The following is a 22,361-nucleotide window of genomic DNA, read 5'->3' as shown; positions in this document are numbered from 1 at the left end:
AGCGTCACGGGATGCTTTCCCACGCAGAGCGTGGGAACGATCACGGGGTGGTTAAACCATCCCGCCCAGCTTCAACTCACTCTTCAAATACGCGTAATAAATCGGCCCTGCCACCACCCCCGGCAGGCCGAACGCGGCCTCGAACACCAGCATCGCCAGCAGCAACTCCCACGACTTGGCACTGATCTGCCCGCCGACAATGCGCGCATTCAGGAAGTATTCAAGTTTGTGGATAACGATCAGATAACCCAACGCCGCCACCGCCACCCAGATCGACAGCGACAGGCCGACGATGGTGATCAGCGTGTTGGATATCAGATTGCCGATTACCGGCAGCAGACCGAGCAGGAAGGTCAGCACGATCAGGGTTTTGGTCAACGGCAGCTTCACGCCGAACATCGGCAGGATCACCGCGAGGAAGATCCCGGTGAAGAAGGTGTTGAGCAAGGCAATTTTGATCTGCGCGAAAACGATATTGCGAAACGCTTGAACCAGCAGGTGCAGACGATCGAACAGCGCCGCCGCCAGCGGTTTGCGTTTGGTGACGTCCGGCACGCGCTGCAGGGCGATGATCGCGCCGAGCACCATGCCGATCAGCAGCGTCACGAACATGTGCGCCGCATCCTTGCCGACCAATTGCAGCTCGGAGAGATGCTTGCTCATCCATTCGCCAATCGCCACGCGGAATTCACCGGCGCTGGCGGGCAGATAAGCGTCGATGAACGGCGGCAGTTGCCCGCGCGCACGATCCACCACGCCCATGAATTTATCGAGCGAGGCGCCCGGGTTTTCCGCTTCGTGCAACAGGAAACTGATCGCGCCGGCAAAGAGCAGCGCCAGCACACTGACCACCAACGTCCCCAGCAACGCCACCGCCAGCCAGCGCGCGCGGCGGCCTTCAATCAGCCGTTGCAGTTGCGGGGTGAGCATGTTGACCAGCTCGAACACCAACAAGCCGGCGAGCAGGCTCGGCAACAAGCGCAGCGGCAGCACCAGCAGCAAACCGCCGAAAATGATGATGCAACTGACCCAGAACACTACATGACGCTCAGAAAACGTTGGCATACAGCCTCAAAACGAACGGCGTAAAAGGATGGGCAGTCTGCCAGCGTTCCGGGGGGAGCACTAGGGATATGCAGGGTTTGAGATTGGCGGCGTAACGACCGGCCCCTTCGCGAGCAAGCTCGCTCCCACATTGGCATGCGCACTCCTGTGGGAGCGAGCTTGCTCGCGAAGAGGCCAGCCCGCTCACCACAAGACTCAAGTGTTTATTTTTTCTTCAGGCAATCACTCATAAACGCCTTGCGCGCATCGCCGGTCAGCGCTTTGGTTTTCGCATCGGCGTTGCAGGTGGTCATTTTTTGCTGCTGCGGGGTCAGTTGCTTGCCGTCGTTAGCCGCAGGCGTTGCCTTGAGGCAAGTGCTCATGAAGGTTTTGCGCTCATCGCCTTTCAGACTCTTGGCGGTCGCATCGGCATTGCAGGTGGTCATTTTGTTTTGCTGCGCCGTGGCGGCAAAACCCTGGGAACACAGGAGCAAACCAATCATCAACAAAGGCACACGCAACATCTTCATGGAGTTTTCTCCTTGTCGCCGCACCGATGGATGCGGCCTCTGCAGGAGTGTAGCCAAATCTTGTTACACCTTCCTCCGCACCCTGCTCCGGATCTTTGCCGCACGCGCCAGATCCCTGACCGCAGCGCCTATTCAGTGCCTGCGGCCCCCGGTTTCTCAAACGCTTTCTGATAATCCCTATAAGCCTCAATCCTTTTTTCAATAACTGTCGTGGGCAGCAGTTCGAAAGAAACCGGCACTTCATCTGGCGTATGGTAGCGCGCACCCAGCTCTGCCACCGAGGTGAACTGAGCATAAGCCCCCCTCTGGTGGAGCTTGTTTATCTTGATTTGCCTGATGGTGTTCTCCTGTGAAACTTGCGGCAGTGCCGCCGGTCCCGGCGGGACACTCTCGATGAACGCGTAGTCGGCAACCGCAGGGCCAGGCTCCAGGGTTTCCAGTGCTGGCAGCTCGAACCGGAAGTAACCTTTATCAGCCGTGTGTGCGACGGGAAATTCTGGCCACGAGTCGGCCACCACCAACTCGGCAAGATTGCTCAAGTCGTCACCAATCACCACGTACTGATGATCGAAAGCGGTCGCTTTGACGATATGAATGCGCGACGCCCTCGGCTGGCTCGCGAGAATCGAGAACGTGACCTTGGAGTTTTCCGAGCAATTACCGCCCTTGATGGCGATGGCTTTCCTGGCGGTTTCCGCACTGGTCCAGCGGGCAGTGAAGTCACCCGACTGAAGATCCAGCTGTCTGAGCCCTTTGATCTTCGCAATCGCCGAACCGCCCTTTTCCCAGATGCTCGGCAACTGATTGCCAGAGAGCGGCAGTAACTCTTTGGCCCTGAATATGGCACGCTGCGCCGACTGCAGATTGGCCATGACTTGAGCCGTCACCTCGCTCGGCGTGGAGTCAGGTTCAGCGCCAGAAGAGAGAAGTTCATGGTATTCCCGCAGTTCCTCCCAAGGTTCAACCTGATGATCGGGGTTTTCCAGCACTGCCTGCCTGAGCGCTTGATAATCCTGATCCCGTCCGGTCTGCTGTAGATTGCGCGCGATGCTCCCCAGATTGCATTCGGACTTCGTGAGCGGTTCCAGTCCATCGGCGGTAAACAGTCGCCCGATCAAGTGCTGAAAAGCGTCTGCGCTCATCAGTTTTTGCAAATCCGGCAGGACTTCGATACTGCGCACCACCCTCTGATTGGCTTCATATCCCTGAGCGTTGGCGCTTATGAAAGCCTCCACCAGGCTGTTCCAGCATTCGAGTGGCAACGTTTCGTTCATCAACTGCAAACCGCGCAGATAGTTGTATTGCTCAAATTCGGCAACGCTGGGATGAAACGCTGCCGCGACAAAGTCAGAAAACGTTTCGGCGATGCCCTGCAATACCGGGACTTCAGCGGCGTCGGTCACCCCGCCTCCACGCAGACGCATGAACGACGGATCGAATGTCTGCACCGGCAGGACGGGTAAGTCGTTGAGAACCTTGAGCAGCCGATGAGGTTTGAGGAGGTGCTCACGCAACGCGGATTTCAACTTCGACATTTCACCGATGTGGATGCCCAGACGATTGCGCTCGCCATCCGGTAATGCTTGCAGTATCGCCGTGTAGAAATCGCTGGAAGGATGCAACGCCTGACCTGAAGCATCATGCGCCTGGAACCTGCCGTGTTCGTCGACAACGATCGTGCGTTGAATGGATGCCGTAGCGGAGCCGATGCGTTCCAGCTGCCGTCCACCGTAGCGGTAAAGACTCACTTCAATGCTCACGTCGGGATTCCAGCCCGGCAGGTTTGCCAACGAGTGCAACACCAGCGTGTCGCTTTCAGCACTTTCTACCGATTCCAGAAACAATCCTTCATAGGCCCGGCTGATGCGCACATCCTGCTGCGCCCAACGCCCGAGATTCAGCAATCGTTCGGGAATTTTTGCCTGGGCTAGGGCCTCAAGTTCCGCAGGTGTCGCCAGGGACGCCAATGCCTGCGCCACCGGGCCGGGCAACGGCTGCAGTTGATCTTGAATGACCCGAGCCGGCGCAGAAATGTTTCCAGCCTCGCGGTTATAGCGTTGCTCGAACAACCGCGATTGGCGCCGACGGGCCAACCGTGCCAACTCGACGCGAAGACGTCGGGTACTCACCTCGGGCGAGGAGACCGGTGCACTGGAAGAATCGCCCAACAACGCTCGGATTTGTGCGTCATCCAGTTGTGTCACCAGTGTCTTCAGCCAATCGCCGTCCATCAGACGTTCCAGCGACAGGCGCAAGGGCCGCGCATTGACGGCGCCCAGATACCCTAGCCTCTCGCCGCGCGCCCCGATCAGCTCAACCGGCTCGCCCGGCCACACGCCATCAAGCAGTTGAAACTGCCAGACAGGATCGGCATTCAGGTACTGATCGGGGCTGGCACTGGACAGTTGTTCGATGAATGTCTTGATGTCGCGGTCGATTCTGAATCGGGTCACCGTATCGCTAAGCAACGGGATCGCCCTCTCATGGTCAGCGTACATGCGCCGCAGTGCACCGGGCTCTACCTGACTGACAGTACGAATCGCCGCAAAATCATCGGTCAGGCCTTCCACCGAAGACCCGAGCCTGCGCATCAGCGTATCGACATCCCAATTGAATGGTTTTTCGCCTTCGATGACGAAAGCGCCTGCGCCATTGCTGTTGACCACCGGTTGGTAGGCGTGCGGACGGCCGGGGTGCTGAATCCGATGTTGGCCACTCTGCCTGTCCTTCCGAATCTCGAAGTGACGCGCATCAAGGCGCAGGATCGACTTGCCCTGATGCAGGTGTAACCCGTCAGCCTGGGGCCTGGCCTCCGCTGCCAGTTGCAGATTATGTTGCAGATAGGGCTCAAGATTCTGCCCCCACAGACGTTGGCTGCCGTCCGCCAGCGTGACCGGTGCGGCATTTTCGAGAAACGCCGACAGCTTGGGACGAATGACCTCCCTGGCAAAACTGCCGCCGACCGCAAAGAGACCAGCCTCGATGATCGATTCGGTTGCGCCGAGGAGGTGTTCTACTGCTTGCACGTAGTCGCCAGCGGCCAGATCTATCACGCCCTCCACGACGTCGCCGAGCAATTGATAGACCATATAGCTCAGCATCATTTCCCCGAGAAACGGCACAAAAGGGGTCACGACCAACAGCGCAACATTGAGGATCTCGAAAAACATCTGCTCAAAATCTTCGACCCAGGCCCAGCGCTCGGCGCTGTCGGCATCCGCCGTGGAAACAGCCAATGTACGTCCGTCATTAAGCATCTTGTTGACTTGCTGCTGGAACAGGTAACCCCACAGGTCAGCGTTGAAACGCTCGCCCGTCTGATCACCAAAGGCAATGGCACCGAATCGCAGGTGCGGGTTTGGCGCGGGTGTTTCACGCCAGGACGGTTGGTCGGGTCGTGGCGAAGGCCCGTGATACTGAATCGGAAACAGTTGCGCATGCAGTTGGGCAAAAAAACGCCCACGTTGCTCATGTTCGACGAACTGGGTGAAAAACACCTGATAGCGGTTGGGCGTGGACGGTGCCGCGTCGGTATCTCCCCTGAGTTGACGCGTCAGCTCAGCGAAAAATGCCTGTGATGAAGGGTATTCCTTCAATGGATGTTGCGGATCGTGCGGCACGTAGGCAATGACCCGCCGCACGCCGGCAACGGGTGCCTCTGGATCAGGCATCATCAGGACAATGCCGGTCAGGCGCACATCGAGCATCGTCAGGTGGAAATAACGAACTGGCAAACCATCAAGCTTCAGCCCTCGTTTGTCGCCGAACAGGTGCAGCGCGTGCAGATACACCTCCGCTGAAATATCTTTCTTCATCAACGCCAGATGGGCAGCCATTTTGAAAGTATGTTTCTGGCTTTCGATAACCTGGCTTCGCAAAAAATGGCGAGGGAGGGCATCGGCTGGCCGCAAATAGTCTTGAAGATAAACCTTATATCGCTGGCCTATATCCAGAGTTCGACATAACTCTTTGAACTGTTCGACCGTCAGCGCATTCAAAACTTTTACTTCAAACAGGCCTTGCTCATCCGGCTTGCTGATAAAGCCACTGCCGGACTGAAAAACCTCATTGGCTGAAAAGTTGTGCAGCGCTGCATCCAGCAGGGACACGGTACGCACACTCATTCCGCCCGCTACATTCATGACCCAAGGGGACAAGTGCGCCGGTGAATACAGCCTGACAAAAGTCTCACGAACATCGACGGACACGCCGTATTGATCTTTCAATGCCTTAACCAGCAACGGCTGCGCGAAGGCATAAACATCCTGCAATCGTTCAAACATCCGATCCACCGCCGCTTGAGCGTTCGATCTGGAGACCGATGCCAGATTGAGTGCAAGCAGTTCAACCGATGACGCTTCCTCTAACCACGACGGTATAACTTTCGGACTCTGTTTAAGTTCGCCAACTCTTTTGCTCCCTGACTGAACCAGCCAGTCGGGAATGGCGTTACTGATAAAGTCATGATGAACACTTTGACCACTGTTTAAACTGGCCAGATTATTAGCCGACGACAATTTTTTGCTCACGTTCAATCCCTGTTCGATCACATAAAGTATCGAGGCAGCCTAACGCGAGAACATCGTCATCTTATGAAGCCGGTTTCGGAGAAGCCTGTAAGAAAGTTCGCTTTGCAACTAGAACAAATTATGTCGACGATAAAACTCCGGTGTACAGCCGGCCTGACGCTGAAACATCGCAATAAATGCCGAACCACTGCTATAGCCAAGATCAAAGGCTATTTCCTGAACGCTACGCTGACCCTCCAACGCTTCGATCGCCGCAAGGTAACGCAGACGCTGGCGCCACTCGCCAAAACTCATCCCCAGTTCCCGTACAAACTGACGCGCCAACGTGCGCTCACTGACATGCACTTGCGCCGCCCAATGCGCCAGCGGCTGGTTGTTGCCAGGCTCGGCCTGCAACGATTCGAGGATCGCCAGCAAACCCGGACTGCTCGCGTAGGGCAGATAACACTCGTGCACCGGCGCCTGTTGCAGTTGATCAACCAACACCTGCGCCAGTCGTTGATCGGCATCGAGTTGAGGAATTTTCACATCGCGTGCGGCGAAGTCCTTGAGAATCGCTTTGAGAATGTCGCTGATCGCCAGCGTGCAGGCGCGTCGGGGCAGATCGGCGCAGACCTTGGGATCCAGACACACCGCGCGATAGTTGACCGGTTGATGGCTGTAAAAACTGTGCTCGACCTGCGGCGGCACCCACACCGCGTATTGCGGCGGCGACATGAAGCGACTGCCGTCGACGTCCATGTGCAGCACGCCGTGCGCCGCGTATTCCAGCGTGCCCCACGGATGGCGGTGCGGCGCGGCGAATTCGTGGGCGTTGAAATCGGCATAACGGAAGTACACCGCCGACGGCAGCTCGCTGAAATCCAGTAGATCGATGTGTTTACTGTTCATGCTGTCCGGTTTCAGAGGCAGGTTGTCCGGTTCGAAGTATAGGCCTGTATCCAGACAAGGGATAATTGCGCTTCATCAACGTACTGGTTTCAACTCATGCAATACGCGTTTCCGCTGCTGGCGATTTTTATCTGGGCCGGCAATACCGTGATCAACAAACTGGCGGTCGGGGCGATTTTCCCCGCCGAGATCGGTTTCTATCGCTGGCTGCTCGCCGGTTTGCTGTTCACGCCATTTATGCTCAAAGCGGTGATCGCGCACTGGCCGCAGATTCGTCCGAACTTGGGCAAGATTTTTGTCCTCGGCGTGCTGGGTATGGCGGTGTATCAGAGCCTCGCTTACTTTGCGGCGACCCTGACCACCGCGACCAACATGGGCATCATTTTGTCGCTGATGCCGTTGATGTCGCTGGCCATGGCAATCATCAGCCTCGGTCAACGTCTGACCGCCGGTGCGCTGGTCGGCGCGGTGCTGTCGTTTGCTGGCGTGCTGGTGGTGGTGTCGTCGGGCAGCCTTGGCGCGTTGCTGCAACACGGCCTGAACATGGGCGATGCGATGATGTTGATCGCGACGCTGGCTTACGCGATTTACAGCACGCTGCTGAAGAAATGGCAGCTACGTTTGCCGCCGCTGGTGTTGCTGTATTTGCAGGTGCTGGTGGCGATTGTCGTGTTGTTTCCGCTGTATGTCGCTTCGCCGAAAACCGGTTTGACCCTGCAGAACATTCCGCTGGTGTTGTATGCGTGCCTGCTGGCTTCGATGGTTGCGCCGTTGGCGTGGATGCAGGCGGTGCAACGCCTGGGGCCGAGCCGGACGACATTGTTCTTTAATTTGCTGCCATTGATTACTGCGCTGATTGCGGCGGTGGTGTTGAAGGAGCAGTTGGCGATGTATCACTTGGTGGGCGGGTTGCTGACGTTGGGTGGGGTGATACTTTCTGAGCGTTGGACCACCGTGCTGGGTCGAAAGTTAAGCGTTGCCTGATCTGGCCTCTTCGCGAGCAAGCCCGCTCCCACAGTTGACCGCATTTCTTCAGTTGGAATGCCATCCAATGTGGGAGCGGGCTTGCTCGCGAAGAACGATAACTCGGTCTTACGGTTAAAGCCCCGCTGCCTCCAGCCGTGCCGCGTGCTCAACAAACAACCGCACCGGATCCGCGCCCTTGCCCACCAGCCCCAGCGACTGGTTAACAATGTCGAAATGATCCAGCGGATAATCATCGCCAATCACCGTGCCGAGGTGCGAGCTGTACCGCCCGACCATCCCGTCGCACTGCCCCGGCTCGCGCACAAAGGTTTTCGCGAACAAGCGACAACTGCGATTGGTCCCGTCAAACAGATTGCCGCCGCGATCGGTCTTGCCCGGCTGCAACGTCCCCGACCACGAGTAATAACGCACGCCGTTAACCTCTTCCGGCCCATGCCCGCCCCAGGTTTGCGGCAAGCCCTGTGGATAACGCTGGTTGAACAGCGCCACGCCCGCCGTGGTCAGCGAATGGTGCGAAGCATGGACATCCACCGGAAATCCCGGCCCGCGATAACCGGTCTCCAGCACCGCCATCAGCCACCCGAAAAAACGCAACAACGCCTCAAGCAGACGCCCCTTGGCGCTGTCCGCCGGGTAATGTTTTTCCAGATAATCCGCCAGCTCCGAGCCATGATTGGGCCCCGCCACCGACGTGACCGACGCCACCAGATCCGGGCGTTTCGCCGCGGCATAGCGCGCCGTCAAAGAGCCCTGACTGTGGCCGAACAGATTGACCTTCTGCGCGCCGGTCTCGCGCAGAATCTCATCGATACGCGCGAGCAGTTGCTCGCCCCGCACTTCGGTCGAATTGAGCGGCGACACCTGAACCGCGAACACTGTCGCACCACCACGGCGCAAGGCTTTGATGATTCCGTACCAATACGGATAGAGCACTAAACGTACAAACCCGAGCATGCCCGGAACCAACACCAGCGGATAACGCGTGGACATGGGCAAACATCCTTGTGGTCGGTGAGTGGATGCAAGGCCTGCAAAACGCCCGCCAAGCATCCTCCCTGATGATGACAACTCATCGACCAGCCTACTTCAGGCCCACCACCCCCGCCACAATCAGCCCCACCGACAGCAGTTTGACCAGCGTCAGGCTCTCGCCGAGCAAGGCAAAACCGAGGAACACCGTGCCCAGCGAGCCGATGGCCGTCCAGATCGGATAAGCAATACTCACCGGCAACTCGCGCATCGCCAAAGTCAGAAAGTAAATCCCGCCGATCGCCGCGATCACCGTGATCAGCGACGGCCACAGCCGGGTGAAACCTTCGGCGTACTTCATGCCCATGGCGAAGGTGACTTCAAAACCGGCGGCGATCAGCAGGAACACCCAGGCCACCTAGAGCTCCCGGGCAAGGTCGAGCAACCGCTGCTCGGCCTCGGCCACCGACACCGCGAAGCTGCGTTCGGCGGATTCTTCACCTTCGGCGGCGACCACGCTGACATCGTTGATGCCGATGAAACCCAGCGCCGTGCGCAGCCATGGATCGGCGTGGTTCAGCGCTTCCAGTTCGCCACCGGGGCCGAAGCCGAATCCGCCGCGACTGGTGACGATCAAGGCCTTCTTGCCCTGTAACAGCGGCGTGTATTGGGCGACGCCGTTGTCCAGCGTGTGATCGAAGGTCAGGCCCAGCCGCACGATCTGATCGACCCAGGCCTTGAGCCCGCTGGGCACGTTGAAGTTGTACATCGGCGTGGAAATCAGCAGCAGATCATGATCGAACAATTCGCCGACCAGTTGATCGCTGAGCGCCAGATCGGCCTGCATCGACAGAGGCCGGTTGTCGGGCTCGGGGTAAAACGCTGCGGCGACGAACGCTTCGTTGACTGCCGGAATCAATGCCCGCCCGACTTCACGGCGAGTGACTTGAGCCTGCGGATGGCGCACCTGCCAGGCGCTGAGAAAACTTTCCGCCAGACGGCGCGAAGTGGAACGATCACCACGCGGACTGGCATGCAGCACAAGAATCTTGCTCATCTGTACATTCTCCGGACTAGAATCAAACGGCTTGTGGATTGCAGCTTGAAGCTCGCCATTACGTCTAAACAAATGAGCAAAAATCAGTCGGGATGAATTGATTTCATCCGTGGAGTTTTCAATGTTCGCCTCGCTGCCACTGACCGCCCTGCGCGCTTTCGAATCTGCTTCACGTTTGTTGAGCTTTAAAGCGGCCGCCGAAGAGTTGTCGGTGACGCCGACTGCGATTTCCCATCAGATTCGTGCGCTGGAGGACTGGCTCGGGCTTGCTCTGTTCGAACGCCTGCCGCGCCAGGTACGCCTGACCGAGGGCGGCGAGCGCCTGTTTCGCAGCCTGCACGGCGCGCTGCTCGAAGTGGCGCAAAGCGTCGACACCCTGCGCCCGCAACGCAGCGTCAGCAGCCTGACGCTGTCGACCACCGCAGCCTTCGCGGCGTTATGGCTGGTGCCGCGTCTCGGACGTTTTTATGCACAGCATCCGAACATCAACGTGCGCCTGGATACCCATTGCGAAGTTATCGATTTGCATCAGGACGCCAGCGTCGATCTGGTGCTGCGCTACAGCCTCGACGACTATCCGAACCTGTATGGCTTGTGCCTGTTCGATGAATCCTTCGGCGTCTACGGCTCACCGGAGCAAGTGGCGCTGGCCGCGCGGCGCACGCCAACATTGATCAGCGTGCATTGGCATAACTCCAAGCTCTACGCCCATGGCTGGCAAGCGTGGTGCGCAAAGGCTGGCGAAAACTGGCTCAAACAGTCGCCGGCGAACCGCGAATACGACGAAGAGCATTACGCGCTGCAAGCGGCGATCGCCGGGCAAGGCTTGGTGCTGGCGAGCAATATTCTGGTCTCGGAAAGTGTCGCCAGTGGTCTGCTGGTGCCTTACAAAGCCGACGTTGTGGTGGATGGCGCCGGGTATAGCGCGTTGTGTGTGCCGGGCCGCGAACGGCATCCGCCGGTGCGCGCATTTTTTGCGTGGTTGCGCGAGGAGGCGGCGTTGTCGGGGCTGACGCCGAGGACAGCGCAAATTGCATAAAACTTTTTGCTTCGCTCATGACTCACAACTTGGGTAGCGACCACGGCCGCAGAACGTGGCGCCCATCGGATTAGCCTCCTGGAGATCGAAATGAGCGACGACCTGCATCTGTCAGATGTACAAACACTGCGCGAACGTGCGCGCCAACACGTCGAGAACGGCGCCGTCACCGAGGGCTACAGCGCCGACCGTGAAGAAGTGCTGCGCTTGCTCAACGAATCGCTGGCCACCGAACTGGTCTGCGTGTTGCGCTACAAGCGCCACTATTTCATGGCCAACGGCGTCAAAGCCCATGTGGCCGCCGAAGAATTTCTTGAGCACGCCACCCAGGAAGCCCAGCACGCCGACCGTCTGGCCGAGCGCATCGTGCAATTGGGCGGCGAGCCTGAGTTCAATCCCGACCTGCTGTCGAAAATGTCCCACGCGCAATACGTGGCCGGGAACACCCTCAAAGAGATGGTTTACGAGGATCTGGTCGCTGAGCGGATCGCTATCGACAGCTACCGCGAAATCATTCAGTACATCGGCGAGAAAGACCCGACTACACGGCGCATCTTCGAAGACATCCTCGCGCAGGAAGAAGAGCACGCCGATGACATGGCCGACATCCTGAACGACCTCTAAACCCTGATAACTGATCGTTCCCACGCTCCGCGTGGGAACGCAGCCCGGCACGCTCTGCGTGCCTTTTTAATGCCGAACGCGGAGCGTCTGTAGAGGCATTCCCACGCAGAGCGTGGGAACGATCGGCGTAGGAGCTGCCGAAGGCTGCGATCTTTTGCTTTTACCCGATTACTTGGTGGGTTTAACGGTCACCGGGGCTTTCCCTTCCTTCATCTGCTCCAGCAGGGGCGCACACTGATTCGGCTCGCCACCACTCGGCGCCACCAACGCCAGCAACCCCGCGGCCGGCGCCGCAATCACACCCAACGCCACCATCCCCGCGCCGCGCAACAGCAACGGCACCGGCTTGACCCCGGCGTCCGGCTTGATGAACTTGCCGCGCACGTACAGCGGCGAACGCAGGGAAATCAAACGCCAGCCCTTCGATTCCGGGGTCACCGTCAGATCCAGTTGCTCGGTGGCCATGTTCGCCGTGCCATCGATATAAATGATCGCGTTCTCGGTATCGAAGACAAACAGCTGCGTGGTCGCCAGACCGGTTTTGATATCGAAATCCGCCGCCGCGCAGTTGATCTTCACTTCCTTGTCGCCAAAGATTTTGCCGACCACGTAGTTACCGACGTTAAGCCCGGCCAGCTCCATCAATTCACGGCTGATCGCGCCGTCGTTGATCAACATCTTCAACTTGCCGTTGGCGCCGCCCAGCAGCTTCGCCACCGAGTTGCCGCGACCGCTGATATCGGCGTCGCCATTCAGCTCGCCGAAACTGGTCTTCATCGGTTCAAAGGTCGGGAACAACTCTTTGAGCTTGAAGCGGCGCGCGGTGAGTTTGGCCTGGCCTTCCATCGGTTCGGTGCGGCCATTGAGACGGATTTGTGCATCGAGATTGCCGCCAGCGACGCCGAAGCGCAGCGGCTGCAAGCTCAGTTCGCCGTCGTTGAGCACCAGATGCGTATAGAGGTCATTGAACGGCAGCTTCTCGCTGTGGACGATGCGCTTGCCGGTGAACTCGACGTCGGCATCCATCGCGCGCCAACGGTCGGTCTTGAACTCCTCGACCGGCAGCACTTTATCCGCCGGTTGCTTGCTGTCGCCGCCACGGGCCTTTTGCTTGTCATTCGAATCGGCGCCGATCAGCGGCGCAAGGTCGGCGAATAGCAGTTGATTGGAAACCAGCGCACCGCTGAGTTTTGGTCGCGGCTGGGTAGCGGCGTAAGTCAGGTCGCCATGGATGTCGCTGTTGCCGATCTTGCCGTTGAATTTTTCGTAGGTGAATTTGGCGCCGGCAGCGTCATGCAGTTTGGCAATCAAATGACCGTCGGTGGAATACGGTGGCGTATCGGGCAACGTAACGCCGGTCAGCGGATAGAGATTGCCGAGGCTGTCGCCGGCCAGCTTCAGGCGCAGGTCAAGAGCGCCGAGATTCATCGGGTCGGTCAGGGTGCCGGCCAGTTCGATGCGGGTGTCGCCGATCTTCGCCTGGGCTTGCAGCGGAAACGGTTTGCTTGCGTCCTGCAAGGCCAGCAATCCGCCGATCTTGCCTTGGCCGGTAAGGTTCTGGCCGTGGTATTGGCCTTTGACCTTGAGCGCAAACGCGTAGTCCTGCGGCGCGCCGCCCTTGTCCTGCGCGGTTTTCGCCGCTTTGTCGCCAACGATGTCGCTGTACGGAATCGGCTTGCCCAGCGGATCGATCAGCACATCGAGATTGGTTTTCAGGGTCTGGTCATCGAGGGTGACGTGACCCTTGTCGAAACCGATGGCGCCGATGTCGACCACCCAGCTCGACGGTTCAGCATTCGGATCCTTGGGATCAAACTTGAACACCCAGTTGGCGCGGCCGTCCGCCAGTCGTTGCAGATCGGCGTTGGGCTCGGTCAGGTCGATTCGCGGAATCACCACGCGTTGCGCCAGCAGCGCCAGTGGCGAGATGCGCAGTTCGACACGTTTGAGGGTGACCATCTGCGGTTTCTTCGACCAGTCCGGATTGCCAAGGCTCAAATCCTCGGCAACCACATGCGGCCACGGCACCCAGGCGCGCCAGCCGCCTTCATCCGGCTCGCGCTGCCAGATCACCGCGAGGTTGCCATTGATGGCAAACGGTCGGTGCAGTTCTTCCGAGACTTTGGCGTTGAGCGGCGGTTTGATCCGGTTCCAGTCGAAGAACACGATGATCAATACCAGCACGGCCAGTAGCAGCACGAGGGTGGCGAAGATCCAGCTGAAGATTTTTCCAGTGCGCGTCATGCACAAAACTCCTGATCACGACCCCTCACCCAAAACACGGTGAAAGGCTGAAACGGCGGGCCAAAGCGGCCCCTATGAAAACTGTGACTGGCAAAAGGCCCGCAGGTTTAACCGAAAAGCCGATTAAGACGGAAAAACCCGGGTGAATTCTGACCGATCAGTCGAACAGCGTTACCGCGACCCGCACTTTTGCGAGGCGCGAGTGGGTCGAAAATACCCACCTCGGTGCAAAACCGATGCTCTGAAAGGCCCGATCTAGAGCCTCCCGCCAGAACAATCAATTCTGTTGATTATTACCATTGCGTTTATGAACTTTTATATCGACTTATCGAGAGTAGCATTGCCCTCGTACCCACTTTATCGCCCTCCCAAGGAGCAACCCATCATGAAACGCCAATTACTGCTTAGCCTTACCCTCTCGATGCTGGCCAGCACGGCTTTCGCTCTGCCTGCCGCCGAACAAGCCACGCCACAAGTAAAAACCAGCTACTCGGTGTTCAGCCAGACCGTTGCTGCCGACGGCTCCGACCACACCAAAGGCACCCTCGCTGAAGACGGCTACGACAAAACTCCACAGGGTCAAGCTGTAGCAGAAGGCGGCCGTGATCGCCTGGAAGAAAAAGGTCTGGTCGAAGATGGCTACGACAAAACCCCTCAAGGTCAGGCTGTCGCCGAAAACGGTCGCAACCGCCTCGAAGAAAAAGGCCTGGTTGAAGACGGCTACGACAAAACCCCACAAGGCCAGGCTGTTGCCGAAGGTGGTGGTGATCGTGTGATCGAACGCAACAGCGCTGTGAGCTGAGCCCATGGTGGCCCAGAAAAAAAGCCCAATCGACGGATTGGGCTTTTGACTTTTCAGGCCCCGGTAAAACATCCCGCAAAAATCCCCGCTGCACCGTCCTGCCGTTCGACGCCGATAAAGCCGATTTGCTAGAGTGCGGCGCTTGTCCCGCCGAAGAACACACCCTGCGATGCTGCCCCGCGCCGAACAGAAGCAACAGACCCGCAACGCCCTGATGGACGCTGCCCGCCACCTGATGGAAAGCGGCCGAGGATTCGGCAGCCTGAGCCTGCGCGAAGTGACCAAAACCGCCGGGATCGTGCCCACCGGTTTCTACCGGCATTTTGCCGATATGGACGAACTGGGTTTGGTGCTGGTCAGCGAAGTCGGTCAGACCTTCCGCGAAACCATCCGCCTGGTGCGCCACAACGAATTCGTCATGGGCGGCATTATCGATGCCTCGGTGCGGATCTTTCTCGATGTAGTCAGCGCTAATCGCTCGCAATTTCTGTTTCTCGCTCGCGAGCAATACGGTGGTTCGCTGCCGGTGCGGCAAGCCATTGGTCGGTTGCGCGAAAACATCAGCTCCGACCTTGCATCGGATCTGACGATGATGCCCAAGCTCCAGCATCTCGATGCCGATGGCCTGAGTGTGATGGCTGATCTGATCGTCAAATCGGTGTTCGCCACCCTCCCCGACATCATCGACCCGCCCGCTGAAGCACTGCCGGAGCATCTGACGCCACAGGCGAAGATCACTCAGCAGCTGCGTTTTATCTTTATCGGCCTGAAGCACTGGCAAGGCCTCGGCAGTACCGAGTAACTCCCCTCTATCACTGACACACCAAATTCCCCCTGTGGGAGCGGGCTTGCTCGCGAAAGCGTCGTATCAGCCAACATCTATATTGCTGACCCACCGCCTTCGCGAGCAAGCCCGCTCCCACAAGGGTCATGCGTCACGGCCTCTATTTGGTGCATGTAAAAACCTTCATGCACCAAAACCTTCCAAATCCCCGCAACATCTTGAAACATCCACTACGCTCCGACAGGGATTTCCTACATCTCGTCCGATTGGCAAGCCCCTTGCTCTAGAGCAACCATTGTCCATAGCTGGAAGTTTCCCGATGCTGGTGATTCACCGCAGAATCGACCCTCAACCCGTCTGGGCCGCCGAGTTGCACCTGACCTTCGAAGCGCGGAGCAAAAGCCGTCTGCGCTGTTTCAGTGCTGAAGGTGAAGACGTCGGGTTGTTTTTGGAGCGTGGCCAACCGCCGCTGTATGACGGCGAATGCCTACAGGCTGAAGACGGCCGCATCGTTCGCGTCTGCGCCCGCCCCGAGCAGTTGCTGCACGTCACCTGCGCCAACGCCTTCGAACTGACCCGCGCCGCTTATCACCTCGGTAACCGCCATGTCGCCCTGCAGGTCGGTGACGGCTGGCTGCGTCTGCTCGACGATTACGTACTCAAAGCCATGCTCGAACAATTGGGCGCGCAGGTTGCAGCCATCGAAGCACCGTTCCAGCCGGAACATGGTGCTTATGGCGGCGGCCACCATCATTCACGACACGGCGACGAAGACTTCAACTACGCGCCGAAACTCCATCAGTTCGGCGTCCGCCTGTGAATCCGGCCTGGGCGCTGCTGCGCCTGGCCAGTCCGCAGTTGCCGATTGGCGGCTACAGCTATTCGCAAGGTCTGGAGATGGCTGTGGATAACGAACGGGTGAAAAACCCGGACGACGCCCGCCGCTGGATCAGCGATCAGTTGCTGTTGAACCTGTCGCGCTTTGAGGCGCCGTTGTTGCTTGCGCATTGCCAGGCGGCGGCGGATGAAAACTGGAGCGAGTTGCTGATCCTCTGTGAAAGCCATCGCGCCAGCCGCGAGACCCGCGAGTTGCATCTGGAAAGTCGGCAGATGGGCTATTCGTTGCAGCAACTGCTCAACGGTTTGCCGGAGCTCGACGCGCCTGCTCGTGATTTTCTCGATCAATGCACTGAACCGCATCTGGCCTTGTGCTGGGCGCTGGCAGCACGCGCCTGGGGCATCAGCCCGCAAGACGCCCTCGCCGCGTGGCTGTGGAGTTGGCTGGAAAACCAGCTCGCTGTGCTGATGAAAACCCTGCCGCTGGGCCAGCAAGCCGCCCAGCGCCTGACCAGCGAATTGCTGCCGTTACTGCAACAGGCACAGCAGGACGCGACCCGAATCAATCCCGAACACATCGGCAGCGCCGCGTTCGGCCTGTCCCTGGCGTGCATGGCCCACGAGCGCCAGTACAGCCGCCTCTTTCGCTCCTAGGAGAACCATTAATGAACACACAACCTCTGCGCGTCGGCATCGGCGGCCCGGTCGGTTCCGGCAAAACCGCGTTGACCCTGGCCCTGTGTCTGGCCCTGCGCGAGCGCTACAACCTCGCCGTGGTCACCAACGATATCTACACCCGCGAAGATGCCGATTTCCTCGTGCGCAATGAAGCCCTCGCGCCGGAGCGGATCATCGGCGTGGAAACCGGCGGCTGCCCGCACACGGCAATCCGCGAAGACGCCTCGATCAACCTTGAAGCGGTGGATCAACTCAATCGGCGCTTCCCGGGGCTGGATCTGATTCTCGTCGAGTCGGGCGGCGATAACCTGTCGGCGACGTTCAGCCCGGAACTGTCCGACCTGACTATCTATGTGATCGACGTTTCCGCCGGCGACAAGCTGCCGCGCAAGGGCGGGCCTGGAATCTGCAAATCCGATCTGCTGGTGATCAATAAGATCGACCTGGCGCCGCTGGTGGGCGCCTCGCTGGAAATGATGGACAGCGACACCAAACGCATGCGCAACGGCAAGCCGTTCGTCTTCAGCAACCAGAAAACCGGTCAGGGTCTGGAAGCCATCATCGCCTTCATCGAACGCCAGGGCCTGCTGACCGCAGCCTGATTTATTTATCAACAAGGAAGCTTATTCATGACACTTAAACGCATTCTCGGCGCCGTGGCGCTGCTGCTGACCCCGGCGCTGGCCTTCGCCCACCCGGGCCACGGCGACAGTGGATTGATCGCCGGCATCAGCCACCCGATTGGTGGGCTCGACCACTTGTTAGCGATGGTTGCCGTCGGTTTGTGGGCGGCGCAGCAACAAGGCGCGGCGCGTTGGGCGCTGCCGTGCACGTTTGTCGGCACCATGCTGATGGGCGGCCTGCTCGGGTTTGAAGGTCTGGAACTGCCGGCGCTGGAAAGCGGGATTGCCGCGTCGGTGTTGGCGCTGGGTCTGGCGGTGGCATTGGCCGTGCGTCCGCCGCTGGTGATGGCGGTGCTGGCGACGGCGGTGTTTGCGTTGTTCCATGGTGTCGCGCATGGTTTGGAATTGCCGGATATGAGTAGTCCTTGGGCGTATGCAGCCGGTTTCGTCGCCGCGACAGCTGCACTGCATGCCGCTGGTTATGCCGTAGTGCGTTTCCTGCCTCAAGCTGCTGCACCGTTGGTGCGTCTTGCAGGTGCGGCTTCGGCAATCACCGGCGCCTGGCTGCTGGCCGGCTAAACGGCTGATCTCCTGTAGGAGCTGCCGCAGGCTGCGATCTTTTGACTTTATAAAGCCAGATCAAAAGATCGCAGCCTGCGGCAGCTCCTACAGGGTCGTCACCCAACCGATGCTCTCTGCTACCATGTCGCGCAATCGCCCCAGCCCGTGACGACGTCCGCCCATGCCCCACGCTTCCCGCTCCACCTCCCTGCCTGAATTGACCGCCCTGTTCGGCGCTGTGCAACAGCACTTCGTCAACGTGATCGTGCCCCTCTGGCAAGGCCCGGGCTGGAACGCCGACATGGCGCTGCCGTACGAGGCGCTGGACGCCGCGCATCAACCCTTGCCACCGCAACGCTATCGCGCGATGGCGTGCGCGCGGCAGTTGTATCTGTTTTCCAGTCTGATCGGGGTTGTGGATAACGCTGAGGTTCGCGCGGCGTCGCTGTTCCGCTCGTTGCAACGGCACTTCCACGATGCCGACCACGGCGGCTGGTTCTACAGCATCGATGCGCAGGGCAAACCGCTGGATCAGCGCAAGGATCTCTACACCCACGCCTTCATCCTTTTTGCCTGCGCGCACTACTGGGGCAAATCCGGCGATCCGCTGGTCGAATCGACGTTGAATGCGGCGCTGGAAATCATTGGTCGACGCTTTGCCACCGGTGATGGTTTATACGAGGCGTGCCTGGATCGCGATTGGATCACCCTGGAAACCGGCCCGCTGCAAAACCCGTTGATGCACCTGGCCGAAGCCTTCCTCGCCACGCTCGCCGTTCGCGAAGATGCCCAGACCCAAACCGCGTTGCTGGAGTTATGCACAGCCATGCACAAGCGCTTCGTCGATCCGCAATATGGCGTGTTGATGGAGAAACCGCTGGGGGCTGTGGATAACTGGTACGAGCCGGGGCATCAGTTCGAATGGTATTTCCTGCTCGAGTCTTCGCCGTTGCTGCGCGGCTCGAAGCTGCATGCGGCGCTGGATCGGGCGTTTGCGTTTACTGAACTTCACGGCGTGGAACAGCCGTCAGGCGCGGTGCGAGCGATGCTCGATCTGCGACAGGATGGGCAGCCGAAGGATTCGACTCAACGAATCTGGGCGCAGGCGGAATATTTGCGCGCGCTGACGTTGCGTCAGGGCAGCGAGGCGGTAGTGTTGCGTCAGTTGCAGGCGTTGCAGCAGCGGTTTCTGCATGCAGATGGCTGGCATGAATGCCGGGATGAGTTGGGTGAGGTGAGTCGCAAGGACATGCCTTCGACCACGCCGTATCACCTTGCGACTTGCTATCACGGCCTGGCTGAATATTTGCGCTGATCTCATGGCAAATGAGATTCAATGTGCTGAGGAGATCTACTGTGGCGAGGGGATTTATCCCCGTTGGGCTGCGCAGCGGCCCCGCTCTTTTCAGGGCCGCTTCGCGCCCCAACGGGGATAAATCCCCTCGCCACAATAAATCCCCTAGCCACAATAAATCCCTTCTCTACAGTAAATCCCTTCTCTACCTAAATCCCCTGCACCACAAATCTGTTCTCAACAGTAGTCAGGGTTACATCAGGCAATCCACTTCTTGTCGCCGGTAAAGCTGATAGTCAGCCACCGCGCCGCATCCGGCTTGCCCAGCTTCGCCGAAATCTCCTCGCGCAATGCATCCAATTGCCCGACATGGCTCAGTGCATAGTCCGCCGGCAACACCACATGAATCTCGATAAACCGCGCCCGTCCGTGCTTCTGCACGTACGACACGTAATCGTCGAAACCATGCTCAGCCTTCGCCTCTTCCATCACCTGACGCACCTGATCATCCAGCGTGTCCGGCGCTATCCCCAATACATCGCGTAACGCCGGCCCCAGTATCTTGAACGCCGGCGGCAACATGGTCAGCGCCAGCACGATCAGGATCAGCGGGTCGACATACACCGCCCACTGCCCATAACCCTGGGACTTGAGCAGCAGCGCCGCGAGGAAACTGATCAACAGGCCCACAGACAGCATCGCGTCCACCAGCCAGCTGATGTTGTCGAACTGGATCAGGGTCGATTTGAGCTTGCGGTTACGGTGTCGGACGTAGAAGAAATAGGCGAACTCGACCACGGTAAACACCGCGGCATAAATGATCACCAGCCCCAACTCGATCTCACGACCACCGTTGATGATGCCAAACACACCGTTGAGAAACGCATAGATCGCGATCAGCAGCAGGAAACTGCCTTCGATCAGCAGCACCATCGGCTCCAGATGCCAGAAACCGAACTGGAAGCGGTGATTGCTTTCCTTGGCGATCAACTTGGCGGTGATCAGCATCAGGACTTTGATGAAGGTGGCGATCAGCGAGAAAAAACCATCAAAAAGGATGGATTGTGAACCAGAAACAAAACCGGTGACGATCCCGGCGATCGCCACGGCGAACATCAGAATGGTCGATTGTTTGAGCAGCGACTGCTCACCTCGGTTACTCACTTTGACTCCTCGAAAAACCTTGAAAACCGCGGGGTGCGGTTGGGTTGTTGCGAGGGGAGTTTACCTCAAAGCCTTGTACTGCCTGTTCTGGCCTCTTCGCGAGCAAGCCCGCTCCCACAGGGAAATACATTTCAAAATGTGGGAGCGGGCTTGCTCGCGAAGAACGATAACGCGGTGTCAGGCCTTGTTACGCTCAATCGCAAAGCCAGCCCAGGTCTGGCTCACCGGCATCAACTCCAGGCTGTTGATGTTGATGTGCGCCGGCGCATTCATCACCCAGAAAATCGTCTCGGCAATGTCCTGCGGCTGGATCGGCTCGGCACCGGCGTAAGTCGCGTTGTAACGCTCCTGATCGCCGGCAAAACGCACCAGCGAGAACTCGCTCTCGCACAGACCCGGCTCGATGTTGCTGACGCGCACGCCGGTGCCCTGCAAGTCGCAACGCAGGTTCAACGAAAACTGCTTAACGAACGCCTTGGTCGCGCCGTAGATATGGCTGCCCGGGTACGGGTAGTTGCCGGCGATGGAGCCGAGGTTGACGATGCCGGCGCCACGGCCATGGGCGATCAAACGCGGCAGCAGCAAACGCGTGGCGTACATCAGGCCTTTGACGTTGGTGTCGACCATGGTGTCCCAATCGTCCAGATCGCACTTCGGCGCAGGATCAACGCCCAGCGCCAGACCGGCGTTGTTGATCAGGCCACGCAGCTTGGCGAACGATGGCGGGAGATTGGCGATCGCCTCTTCCATCGCCTTGCGATCACGCACATCGAGCACCAGTCCGTGTACTTCGGTCTGCTTCGACAATTCTGCGCACAGCGCATTGAGGCGTTCTTCACGACGACCGGTCAGCACCAGTTTCCAGCCAGCCTCGGCAAAACGGCGGGCGCAGGCTTCACCAAAACCGGACGTCGCGCCGGTGATAAACAGGGTGTTGGACATCGTGTTCTCCTTGCTTCGGCCACCGGAGCAGCCCTTGGAATAGAAAATCAGCCAGCAGCATGCCCGGCCCTGCACTCACGGGCAACACCCACCCATGTGTAGGAGCTGACGAGTGCAACGAGGCTGCGATCTTTGGATCTTCAAAACCAGAATCAAAAGATCGCAGCCTTCGGCAGCTCCTACACGGACGGATTCAGCTCAAAAAATGATCAACCGTAGGAACGCCATACAGGGCGTGGCCTGTAGCCATGTGCGCGCATGTTATCCACAGTCCCTTCCACAGTTTCCGGGGGCAAGTGGAAACGCGCAAAGCCGCGCCGCACAAGGCTTTGCGGGGGAAACAGAAAGTTTTTTGCTTGACCCTGAAGCGGCAGATGTGCGGGACAGGGCATTTTGCACGACCAAGCGGTCAACACAGTGATTGCGCGAGGCCAGCAATTACGGTGCTTAGCGAGGTCTTTCCAGAGTTTAATCACAGACTTATCCACAGCCAGGGGCACTGCATATCGACTGCGTTAGCAGCCTTATAAAAAGGTTGACATTGGCGCCTCTCGCTCAGGCAAAAGCGTCTGATCAAAAAACAACCACACCTTTGCAAGCCACGGCTTACAAGGCCTGCAGCCAGATACACCCACGTTATTCACAGCCAGCTCCACAGCAAACGGGGACAAGTCAAAACTGTGGAAAAACAGCCATTTGCAGCGTCTTTATGTCGCGCTTTGGTAGCTTGCCGGATTTGTTTTCCACAATTTGACGGAGCAA

Annotated in this window: 20 protein-coding genes; 10 read left to right on the top strand and 10 right to left on the bottom strand. The window is 58.7% G+C overall.

The features are described from left to right. Positions 1-51 precede the first annotated feature (51 nt). The 4 genes from KFS80_RS12150 to KFS80_RS12135 all read right to left on the bottom strand — a co-directional run bounded on the left by KFS80_RS12150 (position 52) and on the right by KFS80_RS12135 (position 6,994). Complete coding sequence (locus KFS80_RS12150) at positions 52-1,065, bottom strand: AI-2E family transporter (protein ID WP_053116830.1); 1,014 nt, start codon at positions 1,063-1,065, stop codon at positions 52-54. A gap of 203 nt (positions 1,066-1,268) precedes the next feature. Then, on the bottom strand, positions 1,269-1,574 hold the full coding sequence (locus tag KFS80_RS12145) for a PsiF family protein (RefSeq protein ID WP_053116829.1): 306 nt from the start codon (positions 1,572-1,574) through the stop codon (positions 1,269-1,271). Between the two features lie 128 nt (positions 1,575-1,702). Then, entirely contained in the window at positions 1,703-6,103 is a 4,401-nt protein-coding gene (locus tag KFS80_RS12140; RefSeq protein ID WP_212544924.1) for a dermonecrotic toxin domain-containing protein, read from the bottom strand. A gap of 108 nt (positions 6,104-6,211) precedes the next feature. Next, complete coding sequence (locus KFS80_RS12135; RefSeq protein ID WP_212544923.1) at positions 6,212-6,994, bottom strand: AraC family transcriptional regulator; 783 nt, start codon at positions 6,992-6,994, stop codon at positions 6,212-6,214. A gap of 96 nt (positions 6,995-7,090) precedes the next feature. Here KFS80_RS12135 and KFS80_RS12130 point away from each other — a divergent pair, with 96 nt between their 5' ends. Beyond that, the gene (locus tag KFS80_RS12130; RefSeq protein ID WP_212544922.1) at positions 7,091-7,978 is read left to right on the top strand and encodes a DMT family transporter; all 888 of its coding nucleotides are present in this window, start codon (positions 7,091-7,093) and stop codon (positions 7,976-7,978) included. A gap of 114 nt (positions 7,979-8,092) precedes the next feature. Here the strand turns inward: KFS80_RS12130 and KFS80_RS12125 are convergent, their stop codons facing one another. The 3 genes from KFS80_RS12125 to KFS80_RS12115 form a co-directional block, all read right to left on the bottom strand. Further along, positions 8,093-8,971, bottom strand: a complete 879-nt coding sequence (locus KFS80_RS12125) for an esterase/lipase family protein (RefSeq protein WP_212544921.1) — start codon at positions 8,969-8,971, stop codon at positions 8,093-8,095. Positions 8,972-9,062: 91 nt separating this feature from the next. Then, positions 9,063-9,368, bottom strand: coding sequence for a DMT family transporter (locus KFS80_RS12120; RefSeq protein ID WP_053116824.1), 306 nt, complete (start codon positions 9,366-9,368; stop codon positions 9,063-9,065). Next, complete coding sequence (locus KFS80_RS12115; RefSeq protein ID WP_212544920.1) at positions 9,369-10,007, bottom strand: FMN-dependent NADH-azoreductase; 639 nt, start codon at positions 10,005-10,007, stop codon at positions 9,369-9,371. A gap of 109 nt (positions 10,008-10,116) precedes the next feature. Between KFS80_RS12115 and KFS80_RS12110 the strand changes: the two genes are divergently transcribed. Together KFS80_RS12110 and KFS80_RS12105 are read left to right on the top strand one after the other, a co-directional pair. Further along, the gene (locus tag KFS80_RS12110; protein WP_172680067.1) at positions 10,117-11,046 is read left to right on the top strand and encodes a LysR substrate-binding domain-containing protein; all 930 of its coding nucleotides are present in this window, start codon (positions 10,117-10,119) and stop codon (positions 11,044-11,046) included. Between the two features lie 90 nt (positions 11,047-11,136). Further along, on the top strand, positions 11,137-11,670 hold the full coding sequence (locus tag KFS80_RS12105; RefSeq protein WP_134175811.1) for a ferritin-like domain-containing protein: 534 nt from the start codon (positions 11,137-11,139) through the stop codon (positions 11,668-11,670). Positions 11,671-11,838: 168 nt separating this feature from the next. Here the strand turns inward: KFS80_RS12105 and KFS80_RS12100 are convergent, their stop codons facing one another. Beyond that, a complete protein-coding gene (locus KFS80_RS12100) occupies positions 11,839-13,914 on the bottom strand; it encodes an AsmA family protein (RefSeq protein WP_212544919.1) in 2,076 nt (691 codons plus the stop codon). Between the two features lie 385 nt (positions 13,915-14,299). On the opposite strand from KFS80_RS12100, the gene KFS80_RS12095 reads away from it, so the two are divergent. The 7 genes from KFS80_RS12095 (at position 14,300) to KFS80_RS12065 (ending at position 19,514) form a co-directional block, all read left to right on the top strand. Then, positions 14,300-14,716 (top strand): hypothetical protein, encoded by a 417-nt coding sequence (locus tag KFS80_RS12095; RefSeq protein WP_053116819.1) that lies wholly within the window; start codon positions 14,300-14,302, stop codon positions 14,714-14,716. Between the two features lie 169 nt (positions 14,717-14,885). Next, positions 14,886-15,518, top strand: coding sequence for a TetR family transcriptional regulator (locus KFS80_RS12090; protein WP_053116818.1), 633 nt, complete (start codon positions 14,886-14,888; stop codon positions 15,516-15,518). 301 nt (positions 15,519-15,819) lie between these two features. Then, entirely contained in the window at positions 15,820-16,320 is a 501-nt protein-coding gene (gene ureE, locus KFS80_RS12085) for an urease accessory protein UreE (RefSeq protein ID WP_212544918.1), read from the top strand. Continuing rightward, positions 16,317-16,991 (top strand): urease accessory protein UreF, encoded by a 675-nt coding sequence (locus tag KFS80_RS12080; protein WP_212544917.1) that lies wholly within the window; start codon positions 16,317-16,319, stop codon positions 16,989-16,991. The genes ureE and KFS80_RS12080 overlap by 4 nt, the downstream gene beginning before the upstream one ends. 11 nt (positions 16,992-17,002) lie before the next feature. Then, positions 17,003-17,617 (top strand): urease accessory protein UreG, encoded by a 615-nt coding sequence (gene ureG / locus KFS80_RS12075; protein WP_053116815.1) that lies wholly within the window; start codon positions 17,003-17,005, stop codon positions 17,615-17,617. 27 nt (positions 17,618-17,644) lie between these two features. Continuing rightward, positions 17,645-18,217 (top strand): HupE/UreJ family protein, encoded by a 573-nt coding sequence (locus KFS80_RS12070; RefSeq protein WP_212544916.1) that lies wholly within the window; start codon positions 17,645-17,647, stop codon positions 18,215-18,217. A 163-nt stretch (positions 18,218-18,380) separates the two neighbouring features. Then, entirely contained in the window at positions 18,381-19,514 is a 1,134-nt protein-coding gene (locus tag KFS80_RS12065; protein ID WP_212544915.1) for an AGE family epimerase/isomerase, read from the top strand. A gap of 237 nt (positions 19,515-19,751) precedes the next feature. Here KFS80_RS12065 and KFS80_RS12060 read toward each other — a convergent pair whose 3' ends face one another. Together KFS80_RS12060 and KFS80_RS12055 are read right to left on the bottom strand one after the other, a co-directional pair. Next, positions 19,752-20,657, bottom strand: coding sequence for a cation diffusion facilitator family transporter (locus KFS80_RS12060; RefSeq protein WP_053116812.1), 906 nt, complete (start codon positions 20,655-20,657; stop codon positions 19,752-19,754). 177 nt (positions 20,658-20,834) lie between these two features. Then, a complete protein-coding gene (locus KFS80_RS12055) occupies positions 20,835-21,599 on the bottom strand; it encodes an SDR family oxidoreductase (protein WP_008087168.1) in 765 nt (254 codons plus the stop codon). Positions 21,600-22,361: the final 762 nt, after the last annotated feature.

It is taken from the genome of Pseudomonas rustica, from assembly GCF_018336155.1.
In the GTDB taxonomy this organism is placed as follows: domain Bacteria; phylum Pseudomonadota; class Gammaproteobacteria; order Pseudomonadales; family Pseudomonadaceae; genus Aquipseudomonas; species Aquipseudomonas rustica.
The sequence above is the reverse complement of the archived record's forward strand: the minus strand, read 5'-3'. Positions and strand labels throughout refer to the sequence as shown.